The sequence below is a fragment of the Acidimicrobiales bacterium genome (genome assembly GCA_022452035.1).
Classification (GTDB): Bacteria; Actinomycetota; Acidimicrobiia; order Acidimicrobiales; family MedAcidi-G1; genus UBA9410.
The window spans coordinates 39694-64792 of record JAKURV010000010.1 but is presented as its reverse complement, the minus strand read 5'-3'; the positions used below and the strand labels follow the sequence as shown (position 1 = coordinate 64792).

Here is a 25099-nt window from a genome sequence, read left to right as displayed (position 1 = left end):
AGTTACTGTGGGTCTTACCTTTGGAGAGATGTGGGAGGCTCCGACCGTGGGTTTCGGACCGATCGTCGACACCACGTCCCTTGCCTCTGGGGCGGACGGCCCGATCTTCTGTGACGTCCGGTGGTACCTGGACGGACGCTCCGGCCGGAGCGCCTACGACGCCGGGCACCTTCCAGGGGCCGTGTTCGTCGACCTTGAGGAGCACCTAACGGCTAAGCCGGGCCCGGAGGTGGGACGCCACCCGCTGCCCGACCCCGACGACCTGGCCCTGTCCCTCGGATCACTGGGCATCGGGCCTGACGACCCGGTCGTGGCCTACGACGACGCCGGGGGGATGAGCGCAGGGAGGCTGGTCTGGATGCTGCGGATCCTCGGCCAACCGGCCGCCCTACTGGACGGCGGCATCGAAGGCTGGGACGGTCCCCTGGAGGTCCAGCCATCGGTCCGGACGCCCGTCGAGGTCCCGGTCCGGCCGTGGCCCGATGGTGCCTTCGTGGACATTGAGACGGCGGCCGTGGCCGACGTCCTGCTCGACGCCCGAGCCCCTGAGCGTTACCGGGGAGATGTCGAGCCGGTGGACCCCCGGGCTGGACACGTTCCGGGGGCCGTCAACGCGCCATTCGCCGCCAACCTGGCCGACGGTCGGTTCCTGGCCCCTGAAGCCCTGGCCAACCGTTACCGGGCCCTCGGGGTGATTGACGCCGCCGAGGTCGTCGCCTACTGCGGTTCCGGGGTGAGTGCCTGCCACGATCTACTGGCCATGGAGCACGCCGGGCTAGGGCGCGGACGCCTCTTCGTCGGCTCCTGGTCGCAGTGGAGCGCCTCGGACCGACCGATCGCCACCGGTGACGGTCGGGACACCTGACCAGGCGCCTCCTACACTTCGCCGTCATGAGCGACCGTCCGTGGGGGTTTCGCACCCGGGCCCTCCACGCAGGGGGGCAACCCGACCCGACGACCGGTGCTCGGGCTGTCCCTATCTACCAGTCGACCAGTTTCGTGTTCGACGATGTGGCCGACGCCGCCGACCTATTTGCCCTCCAGAAGTACGGGACCATTTACACCCGGATCTCTAACCCCACCACGGCCGCTTTCGAGGAACGGATGGCCAGCTTGGAGGGGGGCATCGGGGCCGTGGCCACGGCGTCCGGTCAGGCGGCCGAGTTCCTGACCGCCGCCGCCCTAGCCGAGCAGGGCACCAACTTTGTGACGTCGTCTTCCCTGTACGGCGGCACCCACAACATGTTCGACAACACGCTTGGCCGCTTCGGAATCGAGGCCCGTTTCGTGGATGGTGACGACCCGCAGGCTTTTGCGGCGGCCGTCGACGACCGGACACGGTTTCTGTATACGGAGGTCATCGGGAACCCCTCCGGGGCGGTGGCCGACCTGGAGGCTCTGGCCGACGTCGCTCACGCCGACGATCTGCCCCTGGTAGTGGACGCCACGTTCGCCACCCCCTACCTCTGTCGTCCCATGGAACATGGCGCCGACATCGTCGTGCACTCGGCCACCAAGTTCATCGGAGGCCACGGCACCTCGATCGGCGGGGTGGTCGTGGAGTCGGGCCGTTTCGACTGGGGGAGTGGCCGGTTCCCGCAGATGACCGAGCCCAACGCCGGCTACAACGGCCTTCGGTTCTGGGAGAACTTCGGTGAGCTGGCCTTCTGCACGAAGCTCCGGGCCGAGCAGTTGCGTGACGTGGGTGCCTCGCTGTCGCCGTTCAACGCGTTTCTCCTGCTCCAGGGGCTGGAGACCCTGCCCCAGCGGATGGAAGAGCACGTAGCCAACGCCCAGGCGGTGGCCGGCTTTCTGGAAGCTCACACGGCCGTCGGCTGGGTGGCCTACGCCGGCCTGGATGCTTCGCCCTACCGGGACCTAGCCGACCGTTACATGCCAAAGGGTCCGGGTGCCGTGTTCACCTTCGGAGTTGTCGGTGGTCGGGAGGCTGGGGCGGCGTTCATCGAGCGACTACAGCTGATCAGCCACCTGGCCAATGTGGGAGACGCCCGGACGCTGGTTATCCACCCAGCGTCCACTACCCACCAGCAACTCTCCGACGAGGCTCTGGCGGCCGGCGGCGTGGGCCCCGACATGGTCCGTCTCTCTGTCGGGCTGGAGGACCTCGACGACATCCTGTGGGACTTAGACCAGGCATTGGGAGGCGGGGCATGACTGGTCCACAATCCGGCATCGACGGGTGGAGCCCGCCGTCGGTCGCTGAGCGACGGCGCCTGCTAGCCAGCATCCGGACGGTGGCCATGGTCGGAGTGTCAGCCAACCCTGCCCGTCCCTCCAACTTCGTCGCCACCTACCTCCTAGGCACCGACTTCGAAGTCCACTTCGTGAACCCGACGGTCGACGAGGTCCTGGGTCGACCCTGCGCTCCCTCGTTGGCCGACCTGCCGGTCGTGCCCGATTGCGTTGACGTGTTCCGTCGACTGGAGGACGTCCCGGCGGTGGCCGACGAGGCGGTGGCCGTTGGGGCACGCCTCTTCTGGACGCAGTTCGGATTGTGGAGTCCTGAGGCAGCCCGGACGGTGCTCGACGCCGGCCTGGACCTCGTCATGGACCGCTGCCTCAAGGTCGAGCACGCCCGTTTCCACGGTGGGCTGCACCTGGCCGGGTTCGACACCGGCGTCATCGACTCCCGCCGAAGTTGAGCCGGTCCGCCGGTCGGTGGTTCAGCGGGGCTCGCAGACCACCAACGGGATGTCCCGATCGGTCCGGACCTGGTAGTTGGCGTAGTCAGGCCAGGCGGCAATGGCCGCCGGCCACCGCTCGGCCTTCTCCTCCGGTGGGGCCGTGCGGGCCACCAGGTGGTGCACCTCGGCCCGGTCCTGGATGGTGACCTCGGGGTTGGACTGCAGGTTCAGGTACCAGACCGGATGGTTCGGGGCGCCACCCATGGAGGCCACGACCAGGTAGTCGTTCCCGTCGTGGACCCGGATCAGCGGAGTTCGGCGCAACTTCCCGGACTTCCGACCGGTGGTGCTCAGGATGATGCACTGGGCCCCGTTGAAATCGAAGCCGTCCTTGCCATCGGTGGCCAGATAGCGCTCCACGTGGTCGGCGACCGGTTCCCAGGGGCTGGGGGCGTACTCGGGATCGCTCATCGTGCGACCCTACGGGCCGTCTGCGGGCTGCGACGATCCCAGCCCTCGGACGAGGTCCAGGGCCCGGCCCAAGGTGGCCAGCCGCTCGTCCAGGGTGTCGCCAGCCGGGTAGAGGCGGATGTGGGAGATCCCCACGTCACGCCAGAGGGCAAGGCGGTCGGCGACCTGGGACTCGTTGCCTATGAGAGTGGTGGCCAGGACCATGGCGTCGGGGATTGAGGCAGCCGCAGCGTCTCGTCGACCAGCTAGCCACAGGGCCTGAGACTCAGCGGCCTCCTCGGCGAAGCCCTGCCGGGCGTAGGCCGCGTTGTAGAAGTTCGTGTCGGCGGAGCCCATTCCGCCGAGACTGAATGCCAGGCCAGGCTTGCGGGCCGCGACCATCTCGGCCAGGTCGTCGTCGTCCCTGGCGAATGCCACCTCGGCGCCCTGACACAGGTCGAGGTCGGCCAGCGTCCGCCCGGACCGGGCCGCTCCCTCAGCTAAGGCGTCCATCGACGACTGTGCGCCCTCAGGTACGAAGCTGGTGCCTAGCCAGCCGTCAGCGACCTCGCCGGTCAGGGCCAGCATCCGCGGTGACAGGGAGGCGATGTAGACGGCCAATGGAATGTCGCCGGGAAGGAGCGACAGCCTCAGGGCCTTACCTTCGCCGCCCGGCAGGGGCAGTCGGACCTGAGCGCCGTCCAGAATCAGCTTCTCGCCGGCTTCGGCCATGCGGACCACCTCGATGGTTTCCCGCATTCGGGTGAGTGGACGGTCAAACGGGACACCGTGGAGGCCTTCGATCACCTGCGGCCCGGAGGCACCAAGGCCAAGGGAGAACCGACCGTCGGTGATGCGCTGCAGGGTGAGAGCGGTCATCGCCGTGTTGGCAGCTGATCGTGCCCCAACCTGGAAGACACCAGAGCCGAACGTCATCCGGTCCGTGTGCTGAGCCAGAGCGGCGATCGGCGTGGCGGCGTCACCACCCCACGCCTCGGCCACCCAGCAGTGGTCCACCCCTAGCCGCTCGGCCTCGGTTACGTAGGTCACGAGCTCGGGCCAGGCGCCACTTTCGGCAGTTAGCTGAATTGCCGTTCGCATAACGGTCATGTTTTGGCCCCCGAGGGTGCGTAGCGTACGCACCGACCCGACGATGTGGCCCCACGGCCGCCCGACGGACTGTTGCCCGCCGCATTCTTGGAGGCTTCCCCGTGACCGCACCCGACCTCGAGGTCCGCCACCCGAAGTTCATTGACCACCTCCTGGGTCACCGTTCCGATTCCGGCATCGACGGCTTCCTGGGGCTTAAGGTCGTGGAGTTGGAAGCCGGTCGGCTGGTCGTCGAGTTCGAGGTGCTCGACGACCACCTCACCTTCATCGGGAACATGCACGGCGGCTGTCTGGCTGCCCTGTGCGACCACTGCCTCGGGTTGGTGCTCTACCCGGTCATGCCGCCTGGTTCGTGGGCGGCCACCACGGAGTTCAAGGTCAATTACCTCCGGCCAGTTAGCGGTGGTACTTGCCGGGCTGTGGCGGAGATCCAGTCCATGACCCGACGGTCGGCTGTGGTCACCATCCAGGTTGAAAACGACGGGCGCCTAGCCGCCCTGGCCCAGGGCACCTGCACGGTCAAGCTGGCCGAGGAGAAGGACGATTGATTCGGCCGATCGGGCGCCCGTCGGCGGTCCGAAGCAGGGAATGGGCGGGACGGGGCCGCCGATACGATTGGCCCCGCTTCCGCCCCGAGTGGGAGCGATGCACCGGTGCCCGAGCGGACCAAGGGAACGGCCTGCAAAGCCGTAAAGCCGCGGGTTCAAATCCCGCCCGGTGCTCGACAAATCGGGCGATCCGCAACAGCGGGTCGGGGCGGCCGATGAGCAACGGGGGAACCCCATGACCAGCGAGGGACCGGAAATCGAACCGGCGGATGAAGCGGGGGAGGCGACGCTGCCCCACACCCCGCCGTTCGGCATCAAGGCTGTCCACCCGGGTGACGAACCACCGGTTACGCCACCGGGAGCCGAGGAGGAGCCGCGCCGCCGGGAACGACCGGCCGGTAACGGCCTGGCCGCCATGGCGTCGACAATCGGGGTGGTGCTGGCCATCATGGGGACCTTCCTCCCGTGGATCGTGGTCGACCATCCGGACGGCACCGTGGAGCGCCTCATCGGTTGGGATGTGGCGTTAGATGCCGTAGTGGTGCTGGTTACCGGGTTGGTGGCCGCCGTGGTGGCCGGCGCCCTGTGGGTCGGCCAGCGGGGCCTGGTCCACAAACTGGTCCTCCTGGTCGCTGGGGGAGTGCTGCTAGCCGTCACCGGCATAGAGATCTCCGACATCCGGGCCGTTGACGCCGCGTCCAGTTTGGACCGGTCGATCGGGTCGGGCCTGCCGGTGGTGGCCATTGGCGGCGTGCTGCTCCTCGGCGGTGCCCTGCTGGACCGTGGTCGCTGGTCGCTCGGCGACCGTTAAGCGGAACCCCACCGCCCGTGCGCCGGGTGTGCGCATCAGGGGCCACCGCTACGCTGATCTTCTCCGGGGCCGTTAGCTCAGTTGGCTAGAGCACCTGCATGACGCGCAGGGGGTCGGGGGTTCGAGTCCCTCACGGCCCACCACGCTGACCAGCGCATTCGCCTCCAGGCGGGTGCGCCTTACTCGTTTACAGGGTCAGTTGACAGCCAACAGCGAGGACAGGCGACACCGCACCCGGGAACCACCGTTGAGCGTTGAATCGGTTCACAGAACGTTGAGGTCAATTCGGGCTGTCGAGACCGAGTTCAGCCACCGTCCGGAGCCAGAGGTTGTGCCTTGGATCCAACACGTCGAAGTGGGTGCCGGTGTCAGAGAAGATCCCAATCGCTCCGGGAATCAGCGCACTCTGGCTTATGGGCACAATCTGGTCATACCGCCCATGAACGGCGATGATCCGATGGCCTTCGAAGACCGGTTGGGCGACCCGGTAGCGCTCGGGAACCTCATCGGGTTCTCCGCCAAGTAATGCCTCCACTGCACCCCATCCGAGGTTCACCTCGGCGGCCAACCGCAGGTCGACGACGGCAGCCTGGGCAACCACGGTGTGTGGTTCGATGAGAGGACTCGCTCCTGGATCACCAGGAGCGAGCCGGCCTCGGCTCCCCGCCCAGAGCGCAAGGTGGCCGCCGGCCGAGTGCCCGATCACGATCACATCGTCGAGCGCGAGCGGCTCATCTACTTGTGCGAGATGGTCGATGGCCCTGGCGATGTCATCCAACGTTCCCGGATAGCCCCCTCCTGGATCACCCACCGACCGGTAATCGACGTTCCAAGTCGCAACTCCCCGTGCAGTCGCATCTTCAGCCAGAAGTGTCATCAATGAGTTGTCAAAACCCGACCGCCAGAATCCACCGTGGATGAGAACTACGACCTGGAAGGGCCCGTCCCCCGGAGGAACCCTGAGATCGCCGGCTTGGAGAGGATTCTCTCCATAGGAGATGCGGCGAAGCTGTTTCTTCCCGGCGACGTCGAGATCAGGCTCCTTCTCATCTCCTAAAGAAGCGAGGGAAGTGGTTAGCCCCGCTGCCGGCACCGTCGTTGTTGCTGGCACCGTCGTCGTTGAGACAAATGAGGCAGGGGCGTCGCCGCTGCACGCGGCCCCGATGGCACACATCGAAAGAATCCCCAGGCAAATGGCCACCCTTACGAGCCTGCAGTGGCGGGGGTGATGGCCTCTCGCTACTAGGCGATACGACACGAGCGTTGACCCTTACATGACAAGAGTGCCCTTAAGTGGACCAAACATGGAGGCCGGATGGTCTGAACCTCTTCGGCGAGGCCCAGAACGGGACCTAGGCCTGTGTCGATTCGCCGAAACGGTCACGGGACTTGTTCTGTGTGTGCGGTCCATCCCGACCGGACGACGGCGTCATCGGCGGTACCGTTTTCCCCATGAGCACGCCAGCGCCGTTCCAGGCCCACGCGGCCCACTTCGAGGCCATCCGGGAGGCGACCGGCAAGAGCCCCGACGCCCTCGTTCCCCGGTCGATCATGCGAGGCATCGCCGCCGGGTGCTCCCGGGCTCCAGGCCTCCGACGTTCCAACCCCCTGAAGAGCCGTCAGCAGCGGGCCCTATGGGCCCATCTGGTCGACGAGGCCACGGCCCGACCGGAACAGGTGGGATTCATCCTCCCTGACGGTGGCCTGAAGGACCTGGCCGAGCGGCTAGGGGTGCCACCGCGGACCCTGTCCGGGCACCTCGAGACCTGGCGACGGACCCGCCCCCGGATGGTCCAGGTGTTCGCGGGGCGCAAATCCCGCGGCGTGGCCCCACTGGTCGCCGTACAGATTCCGGTGGCCACCGACTTGGTGCTCTGGGCGGCCACCACCCGGTCTGAGGTCGACAAGCAGGACGGACGGGCCCCACACCCGCTGCTGGTGGCCGATGCCGTGGAACGCCTGGCCATGCTGGGCTCTACCGGCCCGGCCTACAAGACCTGGCCACTGCTGGACGACGCCGTCGACGACCTAGGCACGGCCATCTCCCGGAAGGGCGGTGAGCCGCCCCGCCGGCGCCTGGAAACCGGACGTCGACGCTGACCATCCGGGTCGAGGAATCCCGATGTCCGGCTGTTGACGGGCTTCCCGGGCGAGGCTGATCAGGGCGGGATTCGTGCACCTAGTCCTACTCGTTGCACCCGGTCGACGCTCGTGAGCGTTCCGGTAACGCCGGGAAGGCCAGTGCTCATCGGTCACACTTCCACCCCGGGAGTCCCGGCCCGCCGTAGCGTTTTCCCGTGGCCACCCGCTCCGACCTCCGCAACGTCGCCGTCATCGCCCACGTCGACCACGGCAAGACGACCCTCGTCGACGGCCTCCTACGCCAGTCCGGAGCGTTCCGAGCGAACGAGGAGGTGGTCGACCGGGTTATGGACTCCATGGACCTAGAGCGGGAAAAGGGGATCACCATCTTGGCCAAGAACACGGCGGTTCACCGGGGCGACGTAAAGGTCAACATCGTGGACACCCCTGGACACGCCGACTTCGGCGGAGAGGTCGAACGAGCCCTGAACATGGTTGACGGGGTCATCCTGCTAGTCGACTCTGCCGAGGGACCCCGACCGCAGACCCGTTTCGTCCTCCGCAAGGCTTTGGAGGCCGGCCTGGCCATCGTGCTCGTCGTCAACAAGGTCGACCGTCCCGACGCCCGCCTGGCCGAGGTGGTGGACGAGACCTACGAACTATTCCTCGACCTGGGCGCCACCGAGGACCAGATCGAGTTCCCGATCGTCTACACCGATGCCCGGGCCGGAACGGCCACCCTGGACCCCGACTGCGACGGAACCGACCTGGCGCCCTTCTTCGATGTGGTCCTCGACCACGTACCTCCTCCTGTCTACGACGAGGACGCCCCGCTGCGGGTCCACGTCACCAACCTGGACGCCTCTCCCTACGTCGGTCGTATCGCCGTCTGCCGGATCGACAGCGGAACCCTGCGGCGAGGCGCTCCGGTGGCCTGGTGTCGGACCGACGGTTCGGTCCAGCCAGCCCGCGTCGCCACCATCACGGTCACCGAGGCACTCGGTCAGGTCGACGTCGAGGAGGCGGGACCGGGCGAGATCGTCTACGTGTCGGGAATCGATGATGTCACCATCGGCGAGACGCTGGCCGACCCCGAGGATCCCCGCCCGCTACCCATCATCACCGTCGACGAACCCACCCTTTCCATGGCCATCGGCGTGAACACCTCACCGGTGGCTGGAGCGACCGGCGACAAACTGACCGCCCGCCAGGTAAAGGCCCGCCTGGACACCGAGTTGATCGGCAACGTGTCACTGCGGGTCCTGCCCACCGAACGTCCCGACACATGGGAGGTTCAGGGGCGAGGCGAGCTGCAGTTGGCCGTGCTCATTGAGACCATGCGCCGTGAGGGCTTCGAGTTGACGGTGGGCAAGCCCGAGGTTCTCCTCCGTGAACTCGACGGCACCCTGCACGAGCCGACCGAGCGCCTATCCGTCGACGTTCCCGAGGAGCACGTGGGGGCAGTCACCCAACTCCTCGGTGAGCGCAAGGCCCGGATGGAGGATATGACCAACCACGGCACCGGGTGGGTGCGCCTCGACTACGTGGTGGCCGCCCGGGCTCTCATCGGCTTCCGGACCGAGTTCCTAACCGAGACCAGGGGCACTGGCTTGCTCCACCACGTATTTGAAGGCTGGGAGCCGTGGATGGGAGAGCTCCGGACCCGCCAGAGCGGAAGCGTGGTCGCCGACCGTCTGGGTGTCGCCACGCCGTACGCCATTACCGGCCTCCAAGATCGAACCACCCTGTTCGTTGGGCCGACCGAGGAGGTTTACGGCGGGATGATTATCGGCGAGAACCCCCGGGCCGAGGACATGGACGTCAACATCTGTCGGGAGAAGAAACTCACCAACGTCCGGGCCGCCGCCTCGGACGACACGGTCCGTCTGACCCCTCCCCGGAGGCTCTCCCTCGAACAGGCCCTCGAGTACATAGCCGACGACGAGTGCGTGGAGGTCACGCCGGCTGCCGTACGGCTCCGCAAGGTGGAGTTGGACGCCGGGGCACGGGCCCGGACGGTCAAGAAACTCAAGCACGCCCGGGTCTGAGGACCGACGGGTACCTGCGTGTAGCAGGACCCCTCCCCGGGGCCGGATACCTTCAGCGCCATGCGCCGTCCGCCTGGGGTCCTGTTCCTGTGCGTCCACAATGCCGGCCGGTCCCAGATTGGTGCTGGCTGGCTGCGACACCTGGCCGGTGACCGGATCCGGGTGCTGTCGGCCGGTTCGTCCCCCAGCGAGACGGTGAACCCGACGGCCGTGGAAGCCATGGCCGAAGTGGGCGTCGACATCTCGTCCAACCGGCCCCAACTGTGGACCGAGGCCATGGTGCGCGACGTGGACGTCGTGGTGTCCATGGGCTGCGGCGACGAGTGCCCGGTCTACCCGGGGACCCAACGCCTGGACTGGCAACTGGAGGACCCGGCTGGCCAGGGGATGGAGATGGTGCGCGGTGTGCGCGACGAGATCCAGACCCTGGTCGAGGAACTGCTCGAGGATCTACTCGACGAGGAGGACAACTGATGGCCGTCAACGTGCTGGGCACCGAGCTCCAAGAGTGCGGGTTTGACCCCCTTACCGGCTTCTACCGGGATGGGTGTTGCAACACGGGCGCCGACGACCTCGGGGTGCACACCGTGTGCGCCCTGGTCACCGCCGAGTTCCTGGACTTCTCAGCCCGGGCTGGCAATGACCTGTCCACCCCACGCCCCGGGTTCGATGGCCTGCAGCCCGGCGACCGGTGGTGCATGTGCGCGTCGCGGTGGCAGGAAGCCCACGAGGCGGGCATGGCCCCGCCGGTCCTGCTAGCCGCCACCCACATCCTGAGTCTGGAATGGGTGGACGCTGACGCCCTTCGGGCCGCCGGGGTGGACCGTCCGGACTGAATGGCCACCCGCCGAGCCAAACCGTCAGGACGACCGAGAGGAGAACCGCTCGGCCAGCACGGGGACCAGGGCGGCCAGGCCGTCCCGCCAGTCAGCTACCAGGCCGACGTCACACCAGGCCCACAACTCGCATTCGGGGTCGGGGTTGATTCCCACGATGGTTCCGGCGCCCCGGACGCCGATCGTGTGGTTAAACCGTCCCGAGATACCGACGGCTATGTACAGACGGGGGGCGATGGAGTGGCCGGTGATCCCGACCTGGCGGGCCCGGGGCATCCACCCGGCATCGGTGACCTTGCGGGTGGCGCACAGCTCGGCACCAAGGGTCGCGGCATGGGCTTCGACCTCGGCTAGGTCGGCTGGATCGACGCCCTGACCGACACCCACAACCACCTCGGCATGAGCCAGCAGGTCCCGGTCGTCGTCCCGCCGCTGTTCGAGGACCCGGATCCGAGAAGTCCCGGTGGACGCCAGGTGGTCAGCGGCGAATGGTGCCGTGGGACGGGGACGGTACCCAGGGAGGGATCCGGGTCGGACAGTGGCCATCTGGATGCGGGAGGTGCAGGTCACCTCGGCGACCAGCCGACCGCCAAATGCTGGCTTGAGGGCCACTAGCTGGCCGTCGCGGACCTCCAGGCCGACAGCGTCGCCCGTCAGGCCGGCACCCAGGCGGGCAGCGAGGCGGGCCGCCGCCTCTCGCCCCCACGCCGTACTGGGGGCCAGCACGGCCCACGGAGGCTGGTCGGCGAACCGGTCAGCCAGCAAGTGGGCCACATCCTCGGCCCCGGTCACGCCACGGTGCCTCAGGACCTTGTCGGCCCCCTGGCTGCTGAGCTTCTCCCAGTCGACCACCGTGTCGACGGCCAGCGCGGCCCGTCCGCCGATCTCGGCGGCCAGGCGGGCCGCCGTTCCCAGTAGCTCTCCGGTCTGGGACAGGCGGTCTGGTTCGCCCAGAACCACCACCTCACCGCCGTCGCCGGGACCCTCCGGGCGGGCCACCTCGCTGGTTGCCCCGACAGCCGTCCTGTCGAAGGCTCCCCGATTGTCCAGTACCTGGAGTACCCGGTCCACCTGTTCCGGCCCAGAGCCGTTCAGCCGTTCGCCGGCCCGGTCCACCTCCAGCACCCGGACCGGCCCCACCGTGGTTGGGCTGCCGTCAGCTCCCCACGGACCGTCGCCCAGGGCGGCGGCCCCAATCACTGTGACGAGGTTCTCGTTCACGGTGGCCCAGGCTTCCGGTTCCTTGACCTTGCACGGCTCACAGAGCCGCTCGGCGCAGGAGACCACGACCGGGAGGTCGACCTCGGCTCGGACCCACTCGTCGTCGTGTTCCAGCAGGGCGTGCACCGTGCCGCCGTCCAGGCGGAGCTCGCGGGCCCCGGTCAGTAGGGGGAGCTTGAGGATCTCGGCCACCTGGGCCGGGACCTGACCGGTGTCGGCGTCTACCGAGTTGCGCCCGCAGAGCACTAGGTCCCATGGACCGTGCGCCTCCAGGGCGGCGGCCAGGGCCCGGGAGGTAGCCAGGGTGTCGCTGCCGGCGAACGCCGGGTCGGAGACGTGGAGTCCCGCCTCGCAGCCACAGAGGATGGCCTCCCGCAGCACGGTGTCGGCCGAAGGGGGGCCCAGGGTCAGTGCCGTGCAGGACCCTCCGGTTTCGGCAGCCAGGTCGCATCCGGCCCGGACAGCCCGACGGCAGTAGTCGTTTAGGTGTAGCTCCATGCCGTCGCGAACCAGGCGGCCGTCCGGTCCGAGGCGCATCTCCTCGAACTTCGGGATCTGCTTCACCAGAGCGGCGATCCGCAAGGCAGAGGTGGGTCGCGGGTCGGCCATGGCGCCAACGTACCGGCGAGTTCCGTCCTGTCGGTCTGCCGGCCCGGCGTGGCTAGCGTTGGCACCGTGGCGAGTTTCGACAGCGAGAACTTCCTGGTCGCCGCTGACGACCATGGTGACCTGGTCAATGCCCTGGTCGAGGTAGCCGACCGTCCCGGCTCCTGGCTGAACGTCGAGCCGGACGTCGACGACAGCCTGCGCAGCGACGTGTCAGGTCTTTTCAACTGGTTCTCGGCCCGGGGATCCCAGGTGCCGGTCGGCACACTGGTGGCTGCCACTGGCCGTCAGCCGGCGTCGGTGGGTATCGACCACGGTGCCGGGCGGGGCGCTGGCGACCACCTAAAGGAGGCCGGGGTGAATACCCCGGCGGGCTGGGAACTCCGCCAGGACCATCCAAAACGGGGCCTGGTGTGGGAAAGGACCGGAGCCCCGTCCGTTGGTTTCGATGGTGAGGCGGTGGCTGTCCTAATTCTGGAGGCCACCTCGCTGTTGTGTCCGTTGCCCGTCGAGGGGCGGTGGCGTGTAGGGGTGCACACTCCGAAGGGCTGACCCTTCAGACGACCCGGTCAGGCGTCCCGTACCGCCTGCATGATGAGGTCGACGACCGCACCGGAGGCGACGTTGTAGGCCACCCGGCAGTTAGTGGGGGTGTCGGCTTGGGGCCCCCGTTCGTCGACCAGGGTCATGCCCCTGGTGTGGGTACCGGAAAGCTCGACGTGGACCGGCCGGTCCTCCATCTGGAACAGGTCGGGGTGGGTAACAGCCAGCACGGCGCACGGGTCATGGACCGGACCGTCGGCCACCTCCTCGGCGGCCAGGTGGAAGACGGCGTAGAACTCCAGCAGCCCGGCCATAGCTTCGGCCACCGGGGTGTCTAGGGCCCGGCACTCGTCGGCGTGGACCTGTCCCATCCGGACCTGGTGGGTGAGGTTCAGGCCCAGCATGGTCAGCGGCGCCCCGGATCGGAAGACTTCGTCGGCGGCTTCCGGGTCGGCCCAGACGTTGAATTCGGCAGCCGCAGTGACGTTGCCCACTCCCTGGGCGCTTCCGCCCATCAGGGTCAGCGACGCCACCCGGTTCGCTAGCCCGGGGTCGGCCCGGAGCGCCAAGGCCACGTTGGTGAGGGGCCCCACGGGAACCAGGTGCAATCCCTCCTCGGCACGCGTGGCCTCGACCAGGAACTCCACCGCCCGCTCCGAGTCGGGTCCCCGCTTCGGCTCGGGGAGTACGACGTCGCCCAGGCCGGTCTCGCCGTGAACGTGTCGGGCGAACCCCTGAAGGCCCACCAGCGGCTGGTCAGCTCCGGCGTGGACCTCCACGTCGAGGCCGAGGAGTTCCCGAAGGCGACAGGCGTTGGCCGTCGTGTGCTCCAGGGGCACGTTGCCGGCCACCGTGGTGATGGCCACCAGGTCGGCCCACCGGGCGGCGGCGATCACCGCCATGGCGTCGTCCACGCCGGGATCGCAGTCCAGGATGATCCGGGGCCGGCCGGACGCCGTGGTGGTCACGGGGGGAGTGTGCCCTCTCAGGTGCTCGGAACAGCGACCAGGTCGGCCACCGTGGGCATTGCCGGCTGGGCGCCGTGCCGGGTGGCCGTGACTGCTCCAGCTACGACGGCTCGCTCCACGGCTTCGAGGAGGGTGGTGTCCCGGGCCAGGGCCTCGGCCAGCGCACCGCAGAACGAGTCGCCGGCCCCGGTCGTGTCCGCGACCCGGACAGATGGCGCGGCGACCTCCCGGTGGTCGTCGGGCGTAACCAGGAGCGCCCCCCGGGCTCCTCGGGTCACTATGACGGTGGCCGTGGGGAGGCTGCGGGCCATGGCTATCAGGGCGTCGACAGCGGCGTCTGGTTGGGTATCGGCCAGCTGGGCCAGCTCCAGAGCGTTGGGTACCAGCACGTCGACTCGGTCCAGCAGTCCGTCGGGTAGGGGCGTGGCGGGTGCAGGGTTCAAGACCACTGTGCCGGTGGCCGCCTGGGCCGCGGCGACCACCGCTCCGGTCGGTACCTCCAGTTGCAGGAGGACGACTGCGGCTCCGGCGATAGTTGCCTTGGCAGCCTGCACGTCCTCAGGGCCCACCCGGGCGTTGGTTCCCGGGCTGACCACGATGGCGTTGTCGCCGTCGGCGTCGACGCCGATCAGGGCGATCCCGCTGGGTGCCTCCGAGTCGGTCCGCAGGTGCGTTGTGTCCACGCCGTCGGCCTCCAGCGAGGAGCGCAACGTCTCACCAGCATCGTCGTCTCCCACCCGTCCCACGAAAGACACCGAGCCACCGAGGCGAGCTGCTGCCACAGCCTGGTTGGCTCCCTTGCCGCCAGGTATCAGGGCGTGGTCACCGCCCAGAACCGTCTCGCCGGTCACCGGGTGGTGGGGGACCGGTACGACGATGTCGAGGTTGGCCGACCCCAGGACGGCGATGGTCGGGACGCGCTCCACGGGGCCAGCATGACACCCGCGCCTCCCGGAAGCAGTTCTGGTCAACAGCTCCACGACGGCCACCAGCGCGAGGAGCGAGCCGCTGGCTACTTGATGGCCACTGGGGCCACGGGGCTGCCGACCGCACCTCGGAACGGCTCGGGCGTGGCGGCCAGGAAGAACTCGTAGACGCCGTCGGCTGCGCAGTCGTCGGACAGCGCCTCCAGGTCCCAGTTCTGCCCCTGGGTAAGGCCCATGTCGACCACGTGCAGCATGTGCACGGCCAGGTTGTCGACCTCTGACGGGTAGACCTCCAGGACGAGGGTGTCGTTGGCTACCGCAGCTACGTCGTGTTCGTGGAGCCAAGGCACGGTGGACAGGGACAGGCCGGCGTTTGATCCGTCTTGTTTGGGGCCCAGGCAGTAAGCCATGCCTCCCCCCGAGTGGTACAGCGACATCCGACCGGTGCGGACCAGCACGATGTCGCCCGCCCGGACCTCCACACTGCCCATCTCCGCCGCCTCGTCCAGGTCGTTGGCCGTGATGGCGTACGGGCAGTCCAGGAGGTCCATGCCCTTGGCCCGAGCCACATCCAACAACACGCCGCGGGAACAGACGCTCTGCAGGTTCTGGATGCCGCACCGGGTGGCGCCGTCCTCGGCGGTGATGGTGGACGCGTCGTAGCCGTTGTAAAGCAGGCCGGAATACGAGACGTGTCCCAGGCCGTCCCAGTGGGTGCCGGCCTGGAGGCCGAACGACACGTGGTCGTCGCTGGTGTGGAACGTGGCGGGGTCGCCGTCGGGGTCCATGCCCTCGTTGACGGCGTGCATGGTCCGGACAGGGTTGTCGCGTCCCGGGATGAACCCGACCTGGATGCCGTCGTGCTCCAGGGGGACGGCCAGCGAGATAGTCCGGCCGTGTCGGATGCAGCCGGCGGCTCTCCGGACCACCTCGGGGGAGATCAGGTTCAGGGTTCCCAGTTGGTCGTCGTCGCCCCAACGCCCCCAATTGCGGACCTGGGCGGAGAGTTCCTGGAACTGGTCGGAGAGCGGCATGGAGGTCCTCCCGGGACGGGGTCAGTATCCGGCGGCCGGATCGACCACGTTGGCTAGCGGCTCGTCGTCCAGCCACCGCTGGAGGTTGTCGGTGAAGGCGGCGTGGAGGCGGTCGATGGCCCCGGGGCCGGCCCACGAGACGTGGGCGCTGAGCCGTACCTGCGGATGTTCGTACAGCCAGTGGCCAGCCGGCAGGGGTTCCGGTTCACAGACGTCGAGGGATGCCAGGCCCAGCGGTCCGTCGTCCAGGGCCCTGCGGAGGGCCTCCTGGTCCACTAGCCGTCCCCGGGACACGTTCACGAAGTGGGCGCCGGGCCGGAGCGCTCCCAGCAACCCGTCGTCGAACATGAGGTCGGTCTCCGGGGTCAGGGGAGCTGCGACCACCACGTGGTCGGCGTTGCCCAGCGCAGCACGGATGTCGGTCGTGACCTCCACTCCGGGTACTGGGCTGGGCGCACCAGACCGGGTGGCGGCCACCATCCGACACCCGAAGGGGCTCAGGCGTTCGGCGACGGCTTGGTTGATCGAGCCCAGGCCCACCAGGGCCACGGTGGCGTCGGAAAGGGACCCGAGGTCGGCCAGTACCCAGTGGCGCGGTGGTTCGGTCACCCACCGGTCCGGGAGCTGCTTGACCGCGGTGAGCAGCATGGCCACCACCCACTCGGCGATGGGGACGGCGTTGACTCCCCGGGCACACGTCAGGGTCCGGTCGCCCAGCAGCTCGAACGGAAAGTGATCCACGCCGTGGCCGAGGGCGTGGATCCACCGCACTCCATGCTGGATCACCTCGGCGAAGTTCTCGGTGTGGGCCGCCTGAGTGAGGCACGCCTCCCCCCAGACGCCGTCGCCCACTGGCCCGTCGGTTGGGACAGGGACAAACTCCACCTTAGGAAACCGTTCCCTGATGTCCGGAGTGGGGAAGTGGTTGCCCACCAGGTGGACGAGGACGGGGGTGGCGTTTCCTGACTCAGCCATCGCTGCCGAGTCTGTCACGGGGTGTGGTGGGTGCCGGGGTCCCGGCGGGGGCGAAGAGCAGCGTCCGTGGCCGGAATCCCGGTCAGTCCCGGTTGCCAGGCCGTCGGTTCAGCGAGTTCGCTCCCGGATCAGGATCTCCTGGGCCACGGTGGCCACGTGGATCCCGCTGGGGGCGAACACCTCACCCACAGCCAGCCCGCGTGCGCTGGCCAGGCCGTGTGAGCGGTGGTCGTGCAGCAGCCACTCGTTGGCGGGCAGTGGACGGTGGAACCAGATGGCGTGGTCCAAGCTGGCGCCCACGAAGATGTCGCCGTAGGGGATCTCCCCGTCCGCCACCTCGGCGATCCGCGGGTGGGTGCTGCCCACTGCGTTGGTTGGGATGTCGTCCGATGTGTAGGCCAGGGCGCAGGCCTGCATTGCCGGATCGTCGCCTATGTCGTCCAGGACCCGGAGCCAGATGGCCGAGCGACCCGCCGAACGGTGGGCTACCCGCCGGCCGAGGAGATCCCAGTCCTCCACGGAGCCCGAGCCCGGATCGCCCACGTCATCGGGCAGGGAGGACTCCTGGACCTCGGCTTGGTCCTCTCGGATCTGGAACGAGCACGAGAGGTTGAGGATGGCTCCTTCGGACTGACGGGCCACCACCCGTCTCGTCACGAAGGACCGCCCGTTGCGGATCCGGTCCACCTCGTAGCGGATGGGCTCGTCGCTGGCGCCCCCTCTGATGAAGTAGGCGTGAAGGGAGTGGACGTGGTGGTCGTCGTCCACGGTGGCCTGGGCGGCCCGGAGGCCCTGTGCCACCACCTGGCCGCCGTATACCCGGCCCCACGGATACTCCGGGCTGACCCCCACGTAGACGTCGGGGCCGTGGGCTTCGAGCGCCATAAGGGTGGCGAAGCCGTCGACCTGCCAGGCCACGGCTACTCGTCCGCGAACCGGTGAATGGCCATGGCGACATGGAGGGCGACGCCGTGGGCCAGCCCATCCTCGTCGAGGACCATGCGGTTGGAATGGAGAGGAGGTGCAGACCGTGGATCAGGTTCGGTTGCCGGACACACACCGAGAAATGCCATCATCCCGGGCACCTGCTGGGTCACGTAGGAGAAGTCCTCACCGCCCATGGCCGGCGCCGGAAGGACGCGGTGGCCCTTCTCGCCGAGTGTGGTTCGACACACCTCGGCGAACCGGGCGGCCTCGGTCTCGTCGTTGTACGTGACCGGGTAGCCGTCCACGAGCTCGAGCTCGGCTGTGCAGCCGTGGGCCTCAGCCACCCCTTGGACCGTCCGGGTCACTGCCTCACGAATCCGCGCCCGCGTGTGCTCGGAGACGCAGCGGATGGTTCCCTCGAAGAAGGCCGTCTCCGGAATGACGTTGGTCGTGGTACCCGCCACTACATGGGCGATGGTGAGGACTGCCGGGTCGAAGACGTCGACCTCCCGGGTGACTGCGGTCTGGAGGGCGGTGATGATCGCTGCTGTAGCCGGGATCGGGTCGGTGGCGTAGTGGGGGGCCGAGGCATGTCCACCACGCCCCCGGACGGTGACGGTTATCGAGGTATCGCCGGCCATGAGGGGCCCAGGTCGGGACGACGCGGTGCCCACTCGCTGGTTAGGGCTGATGTGCAGGGCGAAGGCCCGGTCAACGCCATCCAGCGCTCCCTCGTCGATCATCAGGCGGGCACCGGCAAACCCCTCCTCGCCAGGCTGGAACATGAAGCGGACCCGACCGGCAATCTCTCCTCGTCGGGCGGCTAGTACCTTCGCAGCCCCGACCAGCATTGCTGTGTGGGCGTCGTGGCCGCAGGCGTGGGCGCGGCCGTCCACCGTTGACCGGAAGTCCAGATCGGTGTTCTCGGTCATGGGCAGGGCATCTGTGTCAGCTCGCAGGAGCACAGTCGGCCCATCAGTAGTCCCGGCCAGGTCGGCCACCACCGACGTGCAGGCCACACCCAACCGGACGTCCAGGGGGAGGTCATCCAGAGCGGCCAGCACCCGGTCCCGGGTGTCCGGGTTATCTAGGCCCAACTCGGGGTGGCGGTGGATGTCGCGACGAAGGGCCACTACGTCGTCGATGATCTCCGTTGCGATTCCCCGGGGGTTGTCCAGATCGGTCATGGAGCCATCATGGCCGAACGGAGCCGGGTACACAGGTGCTGGGGCCACCGGGCAGACTGCGGCAGTGTCCACCGATCTCCAGACGATCCACGCCGCACTGTCTGACCTACTGGAACGTCGCCACCCAGATGCCCCGTCGACAGTCCTAGGGGCAGGCAGTGACGACCTGGCGGCCGGTCGCCGGTACCTGGAACGCCTCGTCAGGGGCGGGTGGATGGTGCCCACCTGGCCCTCTCGATTCGGCGGGCGAGACGCCGACGGCGACGAGGCAGCCCGAATCGACACCGCTCTGACCGACTACGAGGCAGCCGATCTCTACCCGTACGGGGTTGGGCTGAGCCTCGTGGGGCCGGTCCTGTTGGACCAGGGTTCGGTCGGCCAGCAGGACCGCTGGTTGCGGGCCATCGCCGACGGTTCGGAGATCTGGTGCCAGATGTTCTCTGAGCCTGACGCCGGCTCCGATCTGGCTAACGCTGGCATGCGGGCCGAACGTGACGGCGACGAGTGGGTACTGAATGGCTCCAAGGTGTGGACCTCCCGCGGTGCCTACGCCCATTGGGGGATGTGCCTGGCCCGGACCGACGTCTCAGTGGCCAAGCACCGGGGCCTGACCATGTTTGCCGTGGACATGGGGGACCCCGGTGTGGAGGTGCGGACCCTGGAGCAGATCAACGGCGATCGGCACTTCACCGAGGTGTTCGTGACCGACGTTCGCGTCCCCGACACCGACCGGATCGGCGACCTCGGGGCAGGGTGGGGGATCACTGTGGAGACCCTGGCCCACGAGCGGGCCACAATCGGGGGCCGGGCCTTCGGCGGCGGGGATTCCGAGGAGGTCGGTCTACCGTCGTGGTTGGAGGAATGGCGGGCTGGCGGATGGTTGGACGACCCGGTGGCCCGGCAGGCCGCCATGCGGGCCTTCATCTTGTACCGGGTGAACCAGATGGCGGTGGCCCGAGTCGCAGCGTCGGCCGCCGGGAGCGCTCCCGGCCCGGCGGGCTCGGCAGCCAAGTTACGCAGCGTTGCCGCCTTCAAGGAGCGGGCCTACTTGGGCAAGGCTTTGGCAGGCGCCGCCGGGATGCTGTCGGAGACGGCGGGCCACCTGGAGTTCCTGACCGCCCCTTCTATGTCCATCCGAGGCGGGACCGACGAGGTACAGCGCAACATCGTCGGGGAGCGCATACTGGGCCTTCCCGGTGAACCGCGGGTCGACAAGGGCGTTCCGTTCTCCGACCTGAAGAAGAGCCACTGATGCGGGCCGCTGTCATCACCGCCCACGGCGGGCCCGAGGTGCTCCGTGTGGCCGACGTACCGGAGCCCGTCCCTGGCTCGGCCGAGGTGCTGGTCGACGTGGTGGCCAGCGCGCTGAATCGGGCCGACCTGCTGCAGCGCATGGGTCTTTACCCGGGTCCACCCATGGACCCCGAGGTGCCGGGCCTGGAGTTCGCCGGCCGGGTGGTTGCCACAGGAGACGGGGTCACCCGGTGGGGTTCCGGAGACTCGGTGATGGGGATCACGGCCGGCGGTGGCCATGCCGAACGGCTGGTGGTCCACCAGGACCAGGCCGTTCGGGTGCCCCGAGGCATGGACCTGACCGTGGCCGGTGCCCTACCGGAGGTTTTCCTCACCGCCTGGGATGCCCTAGTCCTGCAGGGCGGGCTGTCAGCCGGGGACACGGCCCTGGTGCACGCCGGCGCCTCAGGGGTGGGGACGGCGGCCATCCAGCTCTGTCGGATGGCTGGCGCCGAGGTCCTCGTTACCGCCTCGGCGGGCAAAGTCGATCGGTGCCTGTCTCTGGGCGCGACCCGGGCCGTCGACTACGCGTCTGAGGACTGGGTGGCTGCGGTGGCCGACCACACCGAGGGACGCGGGGTTGACGTCGTTCTTGACGTCGTCGGCGCTGACTACCTAGACCGCAACCTTGATGCCCTGGCCGTCGGCGGGACCATCGTCCAGGTGGGGGTCATGGGCGGCGGATCGGCCACCTTCGGCCTGGGCAAGATGCTGTTCCGGCGGGCCACCCTGGTCGGGACCACCCTGCGGGCGCGGTCCCTGGACGAGAAGGTGTCCGTCAGCCGGGCCTTCGAAGACCGGGTCGTTCCCGGCTTCGAGGACGGTCGGCTGGAAGTGGTGGTGGATCGACGGTACCCCCTGGCCGACATCGCCGAGGCCCACGCCTACATGGAGACCAACGCCAGCGTGGGAAAGATCGCCCTGGACGTGGTCGCTTCCTGAGCCTGGTCGTCTTCTCGACTGGTTAGCGGCCGTCTATGTCTGGCACGTCCCGATCGGCGGGGCCGATGTAGCGCTGACGGGGACGAGCGATGCGCGAGTTGCGGGAGAGCATCTCGTCCCAGTGGGCCAGCCATCCTGGCGTACGACCAATGGCGAACAGCACGGTGAACATCTCGGCCGGGAACCCCATGGACTGGTAGATGAGGCCCGAGTAGAAGTCGACGTTCGGGTAGAGGCTCCGCTCCACGAAGTACTCGTCAGCCAACGCCACCTCCTCGAGTTTCAGAGCGACGTCTAGCAGTGGGTTGGTGCCTGTCACCTCGAACACTCGGTGGGCAGTGTCCTTCAGGATCCTGGCCCGAGGGTCGTAGTTCTTGTAGACCCGGTGGCCGAATCCCATGAGCTTCTGCTCGCCGGCCTTCACTTCGGTGATGAAGTTGTCGACGTTCGAGTAGTCGCCGATCCCCTCGAGCATCCGCAACACCGCCTCGTTGGCACCGCCGTGGCGGGGGCCGTAGAGGGCGGCGGCCGCCGACGCCACCGTGACGTACGGGTCGGCGTGGGAACTGCCCACCACGCGGGCTGTCGTTGTGGAGCAGTTCTGCTCGTGGTCGGCATGCAGGACGAAGAGCATGTCCAGGGCGTCTCGCAGGACGGGGTCCACCTCGTACGGTGAGTCACCCATCTTGAACATCATGGCCAGGAAGTTCGACGTGTAGTCGAGTTCCGGGTCGGGGAAGACGTAGGGCAGGCCCACGTTGCGGCGATAGGCACCGGCTGCCACGGTCGGCATTTTTGCGATGAGACGGACGATCTCAGCCCGTCGCTGGTCGGGGTTCTCGATGTCCTTGCTGTCCGGCCAGAAGGTGGACATGGCGGCAATGGTGGAGACCAGGACCCCCATGGCGTGAGCGTCGTCGCGGAAGCCCTCGAAGATCCGCTTGTGGAAGTTCTCGTGGATGGGCGCCGCCTCGGCGATCTCGCCCTGCCAGTCCTTCAGTTGGGATGCCGTCGGGAGCTCGTCGCGAACCAGCAGATGGGCCACCTCGAGGAACGTGGCCCGCTCAGCCAACTGCTCGATCGGGTAGCCCCGATAGCGAAGGAGGCCCGCCCCTCCGTCCAGGAAGGTGATGGCGCTATCGGCGCCTGAAGTGGCGCTGAAGGACGGGTCGTCGAACCAGACCCCGGGCAACAGCGAACTCCAGGTCTTGGCCGACACGGTGCCGTCGACGAGCGGGACCTCGACTGTCCGGCCGGTCCGGTTGTCGGTGATCGTTATGCTGTCGGCCACGTTGCGGTCCCTCCTGTGACGTGCCGGCCCGCGCTCCGCACGGTTACCCCGGTTGCGGTTGCGGTCGGTTCGGGGGTCCTCGTCGACATCCGAATCCCTTATGTGGTTTCCGACGGTATCGGCCGAATGGGGCCGCGTCGCCCGAGGCAGGCTCAAAGAAACGTGACAATTTCGGATTTCAACCGCTTGGCGACCTGTTTCGAGGGCGTACTGACCCCGTCCGGGCGGACCCGGCCCGGGGCGGGCGACCGGTCAGAGGGGGCTGTTGTCGTGGCGCCGACGAGGTAGGCGTTCCCGCTTCCCGGCCAGGACGTCCAGCGCTGCGGCCAACTCGGAGCGGGTATCTGCCGGCTCAATGACCCGGTCCACGGAACCTCGTTCGGCGGCGATGTAGGGGTTTAGGAGCCGCTCCTCGTAGGCGGCCACCAGCCCGGCCCGCTCGTCCTCGTCGGCGTCGCGGTGCAGGATCTCCACCGCCCCCTTGGCGCCCATCACAGCGATCTCGGCCGATGGCCAGGCCAGCATTAGGTCGTTGCCCATGTACCGGGAGTCCATGACGATGTATGCGCCCCCGTAGGACTTCCGGAGCGTGACGCATACCCGGGGCACGGTGGCCCGGGCATAGGCGAACGCCATCTGGGCCCCGTAGCGGATCATGCCCCGCCACTCCAGGTCCTTGCCCGGATAGAAGCCGGAGGTGTCCACGAAGGTCACCAGCGGCAGGTTGAACGCATCGCAGAAGGCCACGAATCGCCCGCCCTTCTGGGAGGCCGCGATGTCCAACGTTCCGGCTACCGACTGGGGCTGGTTGGCCACCAGGCCGACCGGACGGCCGCCGATGGAGGCGAAGGCCGTGACCAGGTTGGGGGCCCACTGGGCCCGGGGTTCCAACAAGTGGCCGTCGTCGACCAGGCAGGCCAGGACGTCGCGGACGTCGTAACTTCCGGTCGGCGTATCAGGGATGAGGTCGCCTGCCTCGGGCGTGAGGCGCTCCACCGGGTCGGCACACGCCCAGCCAGCGGGGATCTGATCGTTGTGGTCCGGGAGGAACGAGAGCAGTTCGGTGACCAGGTCGTCGGCCTCGGCCCGGTCGGCCACCGTAAAGTGGGCTACGCCGGACGTCCGCTCGTGCATCGTCGTTCCGCCCAAACCCTCATTGGAGAGGTCCTCGCCAGTGAACTGGCGGACCATGTTGGGTCCGCTCACGAAGGCGTAGGTGTCATCCACCATTACCACCAGGTCGGCTAGGCCCAGCAGCAGCGCTGGACCGGAGACCGTGGGCCCGGTTACGCAGAAGATGGTAGGCACGACCCCCGAGCAGGCCACGAACTCCCGGGCCGCCGTACCCCACCCGTGAACGGCTCCCACACCCTCGTCGATGGCGGCGCCGCTGGAGGCCATGAAGCAAACCAGCGGGAGGCGCTGGTCGCGTGCCGTGCGGGCGGCGATGGCCAGGTTCTCACCATCGGCCGGGCGCAGGGCTCCTCGGTCCTCGCCCTCCACCTCGACGACCATCACCCGCCGGTCGCCCAGTTGGCGAACGGCGAAGGTCACCGAGCCCCCAGTGCGGGTGCGTAAGCCCAGGTCAGGCACGGCAGTCACCCGTCCAGCGTGACATGGATTCCGGGCTGTCGGGGTGCGATCTCGCGGATCACGTCCAGGACGACTTCCCGGGCGGCCCGGATGGGCATCGAGGGGGTGGTGCGCCGGTTGCGGACCAGGCCCACCGAGCGACGGGCCAGTCCCTCGACATGCACTAGGGACCAGTTGCCGTCTGGGTACCCAGAGACGGCACTGGCTGGGAGCAGGGCCGGTGCGTAGCCCTGGTAGGCCAGTGAGGCCAGGAGGCGCAGGCCGTCCACCTCGGCGGCTGCTGTCAGACGAACCCCGGCGGCGGCCAGTTCCTGGTCGATGGCATCTCGGAAGGTGGTACCTCGCGGGGTGAGCATCACTGGGTGCTCGGCCAGGTCGGCCACGTCGATGGTTCCCCGATCGGCTAGCGAATGGTCAGCGGGGGCGACAATGATCCGCTCCTCGTCAAACAGCGGCTCGGACTCCAGGCCGGCCTCGACCACCGGCGTGTTCACGATGGCCATGTCCAGGTCGCCGTCCAATACCCGCGGGGTCAGCGAAGTCGTCGTGGCCTCGACCAGCACGGGACGCAAGGCCGGATGGCGTTCGGCCAGGCGGCCGAGCAGCGGACTGGCCATCCACCGGCCGGTGGTGCCGATGCAACCGATGCGGACTTCGCCGGCCACCTCGTGGCGCATGGACACAATGTCGTCGTTGATGGCCTGGAGCTCGGTTCGGATTCTTCGGGCCCGCTCGAGGACGGCCCGCCCTTCGGCGGTGGGTTGCATGGTGTGCCGGTCGATTAGCGCCGCGCCGAGCTCCTTCTCCAGCTTCGCAACGTGGGTCGACACGTTGGACTGCACAGTGTGGAGGGCACGGGCGGCGGCCGAGAAGCTTTGGTGTTCAGCGACCGCTATGAGGTGGTTGAGCTGGCGCAGGTCCATCGCTCAGAAGGATGCCACGGTGGAGTGCCATACGCGTCGAGGATGGAGGGCGACCAGGGAGGTGGCCCCCGGTCAGGGATCGGAGGCCGTAGGGTCGTCGGCGACGCACGCCCCCGACCGGACCACGCGACCGACCCCTT

General features: G+C 68.3%; 26 protein-coding genes and 2 tRNA genes. 15 read left to right on the top strand and 13 right to left on the bottom strand.

From position 1 onward, the window contains the following. The first annotated feature begins 46 nt into the window (after positions 1–46). Genes MK181_05275 through MK181_05265 form a run of 3 tightly spaced genes read left to right on the top strand, consistent with a single transcriptional unit; the run spans position 47 to position 2663 of the window. Complete coding sequence (locus tag MK181_05275) at positions 47–865, top strand: sulfurtransferase (protein MCH2419207.1); 819 nt, start codon at positions 47–49, stop codon at positions 863–865. 26 nt (positions 866–891) lie between these two features. After that, positions 892–2175 (top strand): O-acetylhomoserine aminocarboxypropyltransferase/cysteine synthase, encoded by a 1284-nt coding sequence (locus MK181_05270; GenBank protein ID MCH2419206.1) that lies wholly within the window; start codon positions 892–894, stop codon positions 2173–2175. Next, entirely contained in the window at positions 2172–2663 is a 492-nt protein-coding gene (locus MK181_05265; GenBank protein ID MCH2419205.1) for a CoA-binding protein, read from the top strand. Before MK181_05270 ends, MK181_05265 begins: the two co-directional genes overlap by 4 nt. 21 nt (positions 2664–2684) lie before the next feature. Here the strand turns inward: MK181_05265 and MK181_05260 are convergent, their stop codons facing one another. Both MK181_05260 and MK181_05255 read right to left on the bottom strand, forming a co-directional pair. Beyond that, positions 2685–3116, bottom strand: coding sequence for a nitroreductase family deazaflavin-dependent oxidoreductase (locus MK181_05260; GenBank protein MCH2419204.1), 432 nt, complete (start codon positions 3114–3116; stop codon positions 2685–2687). A gap of 9 nt (positions 3117–3125) precedes the next feature. Next, a complete protein-coding gene (locus MK181_05255) occupies positions 3126–4205 on the bottom strand; it encodes an LLM class flavin-dependent oxidoreductase (GenBank protein ID MCH2419203.1) in 1080 nt (359 codons plus the stop codon). Between the two features lie 101 nt (positions 4206–4306). On the opposite strand from MK181_05255, the gene MK181_05250 reads away from it, so the two are divergent. The 4 genes from MK181_05250 to MK181_05235 all read left to right on the top strand — a co-directional run bounded on the left by MK181_05250 (position 4307) and on the right by MK181_05235 (position 5707). After that, entirely contained in the window at positions 4307–4753 is a 447-nt protein-coding gene (locus MK181_05250) for a PaaI family thioesterase (GenBank protein ID MCH2419202.1), read from the top strand. Between the two features lie 99 nt (positions 4754–4852). Further along, a tRNA-Cys gene (locus MK181_05245) sits at positions 4853–4927 on the top strand. Beyond that, on the top strand, positions 4923–5564 hold the full coding sequence (locus MK181_05240) for a hypothetical protein (protein ID MCH2419201.1): 642 nt from the start codon (positions 4923–4925) through the stop codon (positions 5562–5564). The genes MK181_05245 and MK181_05240 overlap by 5 nt, the downstream gene beginning before the upstream one ends. Before the next feature lie 66 nt (positions 5565–5630). Beyond that, positions 5631–5707 (top strand) — tRNA-Val (locus MK181_05235). A gap of 137 nt (positions 5708–5844) precedes the next feature. On the opposite strand, the gene MK181_05230 is transcribed toward MK181_05235, so the two are convergent. Continuing rightward, a complete protein-coding gene (locus MK181_05230) occupies positions 5845–6441 on the bottom strand; it encodes an alpha/beta hydrolase (protein ID MCH2419200.1) in 597 nt (198 codons plus the stop codon). 36 nt (positions 6442–6477) lie between these two features. Here MK181_05230 and MK181_05225 point away from each other — a divergent pair, with 36 nt between their 5' ends. From MK181_05225 to MK181_05205, 5 genes are all read left to right on the top strand, one after another. Further along, positions 6478–6621, top strand: a complete 144-nt coding sequence (locus MK181_05225) for a hypothetical protein (protein ID MCH2419199.1) — start codon at positions 6478–6480, stop codon at positions 6619–6621. Positions 6622–7016: 395 nt separating this feature from the next. Continuing rightward, complete coding sequence (locus MK181_05220; protein ID MCH2419198.1) at positions 7017–7664, top strand: hypothetical protein; 648 nt, start codon at positions 7017–7019, stop codon at positions 7662–7664. 197 nt (positions 7665–7861) lie between these two features. After that, positions 7862–9694, top strand: coding sequence for a translational GTPase TypA (gene typA / locus MK181_05215; protein ID MCH2419197.1), 1833 nt, complete (start codon positions 7862–7864; stop codon positions 9692–9694). 60 nt (positions 9695–9754) lie between these two features. After that, complete coding sequence (locus tag MK181_05210) at positions 9755–10168, top strand: arsenate reductase ArsC (protein ID MCH2419196.1); 414 nt, start codon at positions 9755–9757, stop codon at positions 10166–10168. After that, positions 10168–10530: a DUF2237 domain-containing protein gene (locus tag MK181_05205; GenBank protein MCH2419195.1), complete on the top strand. Its 363-nt coding sequence runs from the start codon at positions 10168–10170 to the stop codon at positions 10528–10530. Before MK181_05210 ends, MK181_05205 begins: the two co-directional genes overlap by 1 nt. A 24-nt stretch (positions 10531–10554) precedes the next feature. Here MK181_05205 and MK181_05200 read toward each other — a convergent pair whose 3' ends face one another. Continuing rightward, positions 10555–12360, bottom strand: a complete 1806-nt coding sequence (locus MK181_05200) for an FAD-binding protein (GenBank protein ID MCH2419194.1) — start codon at positions 12358–12360, stop codon at positions 10555–10557. A 66-nt stretch (positions 12361–12426) separates the two neighbouring features. On the opposite strand from MK181_05200, the gene MK181_05195 reads away from it, so the two are divergent. Then, positions 12427–12909: a hypothetical protein gene (locus tag MK181_05195; protein MCH2419193.1), complete on the top strand. Its 483-nt coding sequence runs from the start codon at positions 12427–12429 to the stop codon at positions 12907–12909. 17 nt (positions 12910–12926) lie between these two features. Here MK181_05195 and MK181_05190 read toward each other — a convergent pair whose 3' ends face one another. The 6 genes from MK181_05190 to MK181_05165 all read right to left on the bottom strand — a co-directional run bounded on the left by MK181_05190 (position 12927) and on the right by MK181_05165 (position 18917). After that, complete coding sequence (locus MK181_05190) at positions 12927–13868, bottom strand: nucleoside hydrolase (protein MCH2419192.1); 942 nt, start codon at positions 13866–13868, stop codon at positions 12927–12929. A gap of 17 nt (positions 13869–13885) precedes the next feature. After that, the gene (locus tag MK181_05185; protein MCH2419191.1) at positions 13886–14794 is read right to left on the bottom strand and encodes a ribokinase; all 909 of its coding nucleotides are present in this window, start codon (positions 14792–14794) and stop codon (positions 13886–13888) included. Between the two features lie 86 nt (positions 14795–14880). Continuing rightward, positions 14881–15828 carry a cyclase family protein gene (locus MK181_05180; protein ID MCH2419190.1) on the bottom strand — a complete coding sequence of 316 codons (948 nt, stop codon included), beginning with the start codon at positions 15826–15828 and terminating at the stop codon, positions 14881–14883. 21 nt (positions 15829–15849) lie between these two features. Next, positions 15850–16803 (bottom strand): hypothetical protein, encoded by a 954-nt coding sequence (locus MK181_05175; protein ID MCH2419189.1) that lies wholly within the window; start codon positions 16801–16803, stop codon positions 15850–15852. A 108-nt stretch (positions 16804–16911) separates the two neighbouring features. Beyond that, entirely contained in the window at positions 16912–17721 is an 810-nt protein-coding gene (locus tag MK181_05170) for a thioesterase family protein (GenBank protein ID MCH2419188.1), read from the bottom strand. A gap of 2 nt (positions 17722–17723) precedes the next feature. Next, positions 17724–18917, bottom strand: a complete 1194-nt coding sequence (locus MK181_05165; protein MCH2419187.1) for a M20 family metallopeptidase — start codon at positions 18915–18917, stop codon at positions 17724–17726. A gap of 64 nt (positions 18918–18981) precedes the next feature. Between MK181_05165 and MK181_05160 the strand changes: the two genes are divergently transcribed. Both MK181_05160 and MK181_05155 read left to right on the top strand, forming a co-directional pair. Beyond that, a complete protein-coding gene (locus tag MK181_05160) occupies positions 18982–20169 on the top strand; it encodes an acyl-CoA dehydrogenase family protein (protein ID MCH2419186.1) in 1188 nt (395 codons plus the stop codon). Continuing rightward, on the top strand, positions 20169–21152 hold the full coding sequence (locus MK181_05155) for an NAD(P)H-quinone oxidoreductase (GenBank protein ID MCH2419185.1): 984 nt from the start codon (positions 20169–20171) through the stop codon (positions 21150–21152). Before MK181_05160 ends, MK181_05155 begins: the two co-directional genes overlap by 1 nt. A gap of 22 nt (positions 21153–21174) precedes the next feature. Here MK181_05155 and MK181_05150 read toward each other — a convergent pair whose 3' ends face one another. From MK181_05150 to MK181_05140, 3 genes are all read right to left on the bottom strand, one after another. After that, on the bottom strand, positions 21175–22443 hold the full coding sequence (locus tag MK181_05150) for a citrate synthase (GenBank protein MCH2419184.1): 1269 nt from the start codon (positions 22441–22443) through the stop codon (positions 21175–21177). A 252-nt stretch (positions 22444–22695) separates the two neighbouring features. Further along, positions 22696–24045 (bottom strand): methylmalonyl-CoA carboxyltransferase, encoded by a 1350-nt coding sequence (locus tag MK181_05145; GenBank protein MCH2419183.1) that lies wholly within the window; start codon positions 24043–24045, stop codon positions 22696–22698. Continuing rightward, the gene (locus tag MK181_05140) at positions 24042–24959 is read right to left on the bottom strand and encodes a LysR family transcriptional regulator (protein MCH2419182.1); all 918 of its coding nucleotides are present in this window, start codon (positions 24957–24959) and stop codon (positions 24042–24044) included. The genes MK181_05145 and MK181_05140 overlap by 4 nt, the downstream gene beginning before the upstream one ends. Positions 24960–25099: the final 140 nt, after the last annotated feature.

What these genes read in the sequence shown, in the direction of transcription:
- MK181_05270 (MCH2419206.1), top strand. Translation starts at nt 892, where the DNA reads ATGAGCGACCGTCCGTGGGGGTTTCGCACCCGGGCCCTCCACGCAGGG.
- MK181_05265 (MCH2419205.1), top strand. Translation starts at nt 2,172, where the DNA reads ATGACTGGTCCACAATCCGGCATCGACGGGTGGAGCCCGCCGTCGGTC.
- MK181_05260 (MCH2419204.1), bottom strand. Translation starts at nt 3,116, where the DNA reads ATGAGCGATCCCGAGTACGCCCCCAGCCCCTGGGAACCGGTCGCCGAC.
- MK181_05255 (MCH2419203.1), bottom strand. Translation starts at nt 4,205, where the DNA reads ATGACCGTTATGCGAACGGCAATTCAGCTAACTGCCGAAAGTGGCGCC.
- MK181_05230 (MCH2419200.1), bottom strand. Translation starts at nt 6,441, where the DNA reads ATGACACTTCTGGCTGAAGATGCGACTGCACGGGGAGTTGCGACTTGG.
- MK181_05220 (MCH2419198.1), top strand. Translation starts at nt 7,017, where the DNA reads ATGAGCACGCCAGCGCCGTTCCAGGCCCACGCGGCCCACTTCGAGGCC.
- MK181_05210 (MCH2419196.1), top strand. Translation starts at nt 9,755, where the DNA reads ATGCGCCGTCCGCCTGGGGTCCTGTTCCTGTGCGTCCACAATGCCGGC.
- MK181_05205 (MCH2419195.1), top strand. Translation starts at nt 10,168, where the DNA reads ATGGCCGTCAACGTGCTGGGCACCGAGCTCCAAGAGTGCGGGTTTGAC.
- MK181_05200 (MCH2419194.1), bottom strand. Translation starts at nt 12,360, where the DNA reads ATGGCCGACCCGCGACCCACCTCTGCCTTGCGGATCGCCGCTCTGGTG.
- MK181_05180 (MCH2419190.1), bottom strand. Translation starts at nt 15,828, where the DNA reads ATGCCGCTCTCCGACCAGTTCCAGGAACTCTCCGCCCAGGTCCGCAAT.
- MK181_05175 (MCH2419189.1), bottom strand. Translation starts at nt 16,803, where the DNA reads ATGGCTGAGTCAGGAAACGCCACCCCCGTCCTCGTCCACCTGGTGGGC.
- MK181_05165 (MCH2419187.1), bottom strand. Translation starts at nt 18,917, where the DNA reads ATGACCGATCTGGACAACCCCCGGGGAATCGCAACGGAGATCATCGAC.
- MK181_05155 (MCH2419185.1), top strand. Translation starts at nt 20,169, where the DNA reads ATGCGGGCCGCTGTCATCACCGCCCACGGCGGGCCCGAGGTGCTCCGT.
- MK181_05140 (MCH2419182.1), bottom strand. Translation starts at nt 24,959, where the DNA reads ATGGACCTGCGCCAGCTCAACCACCTCATAGCGGTCGCTGAACACCAA.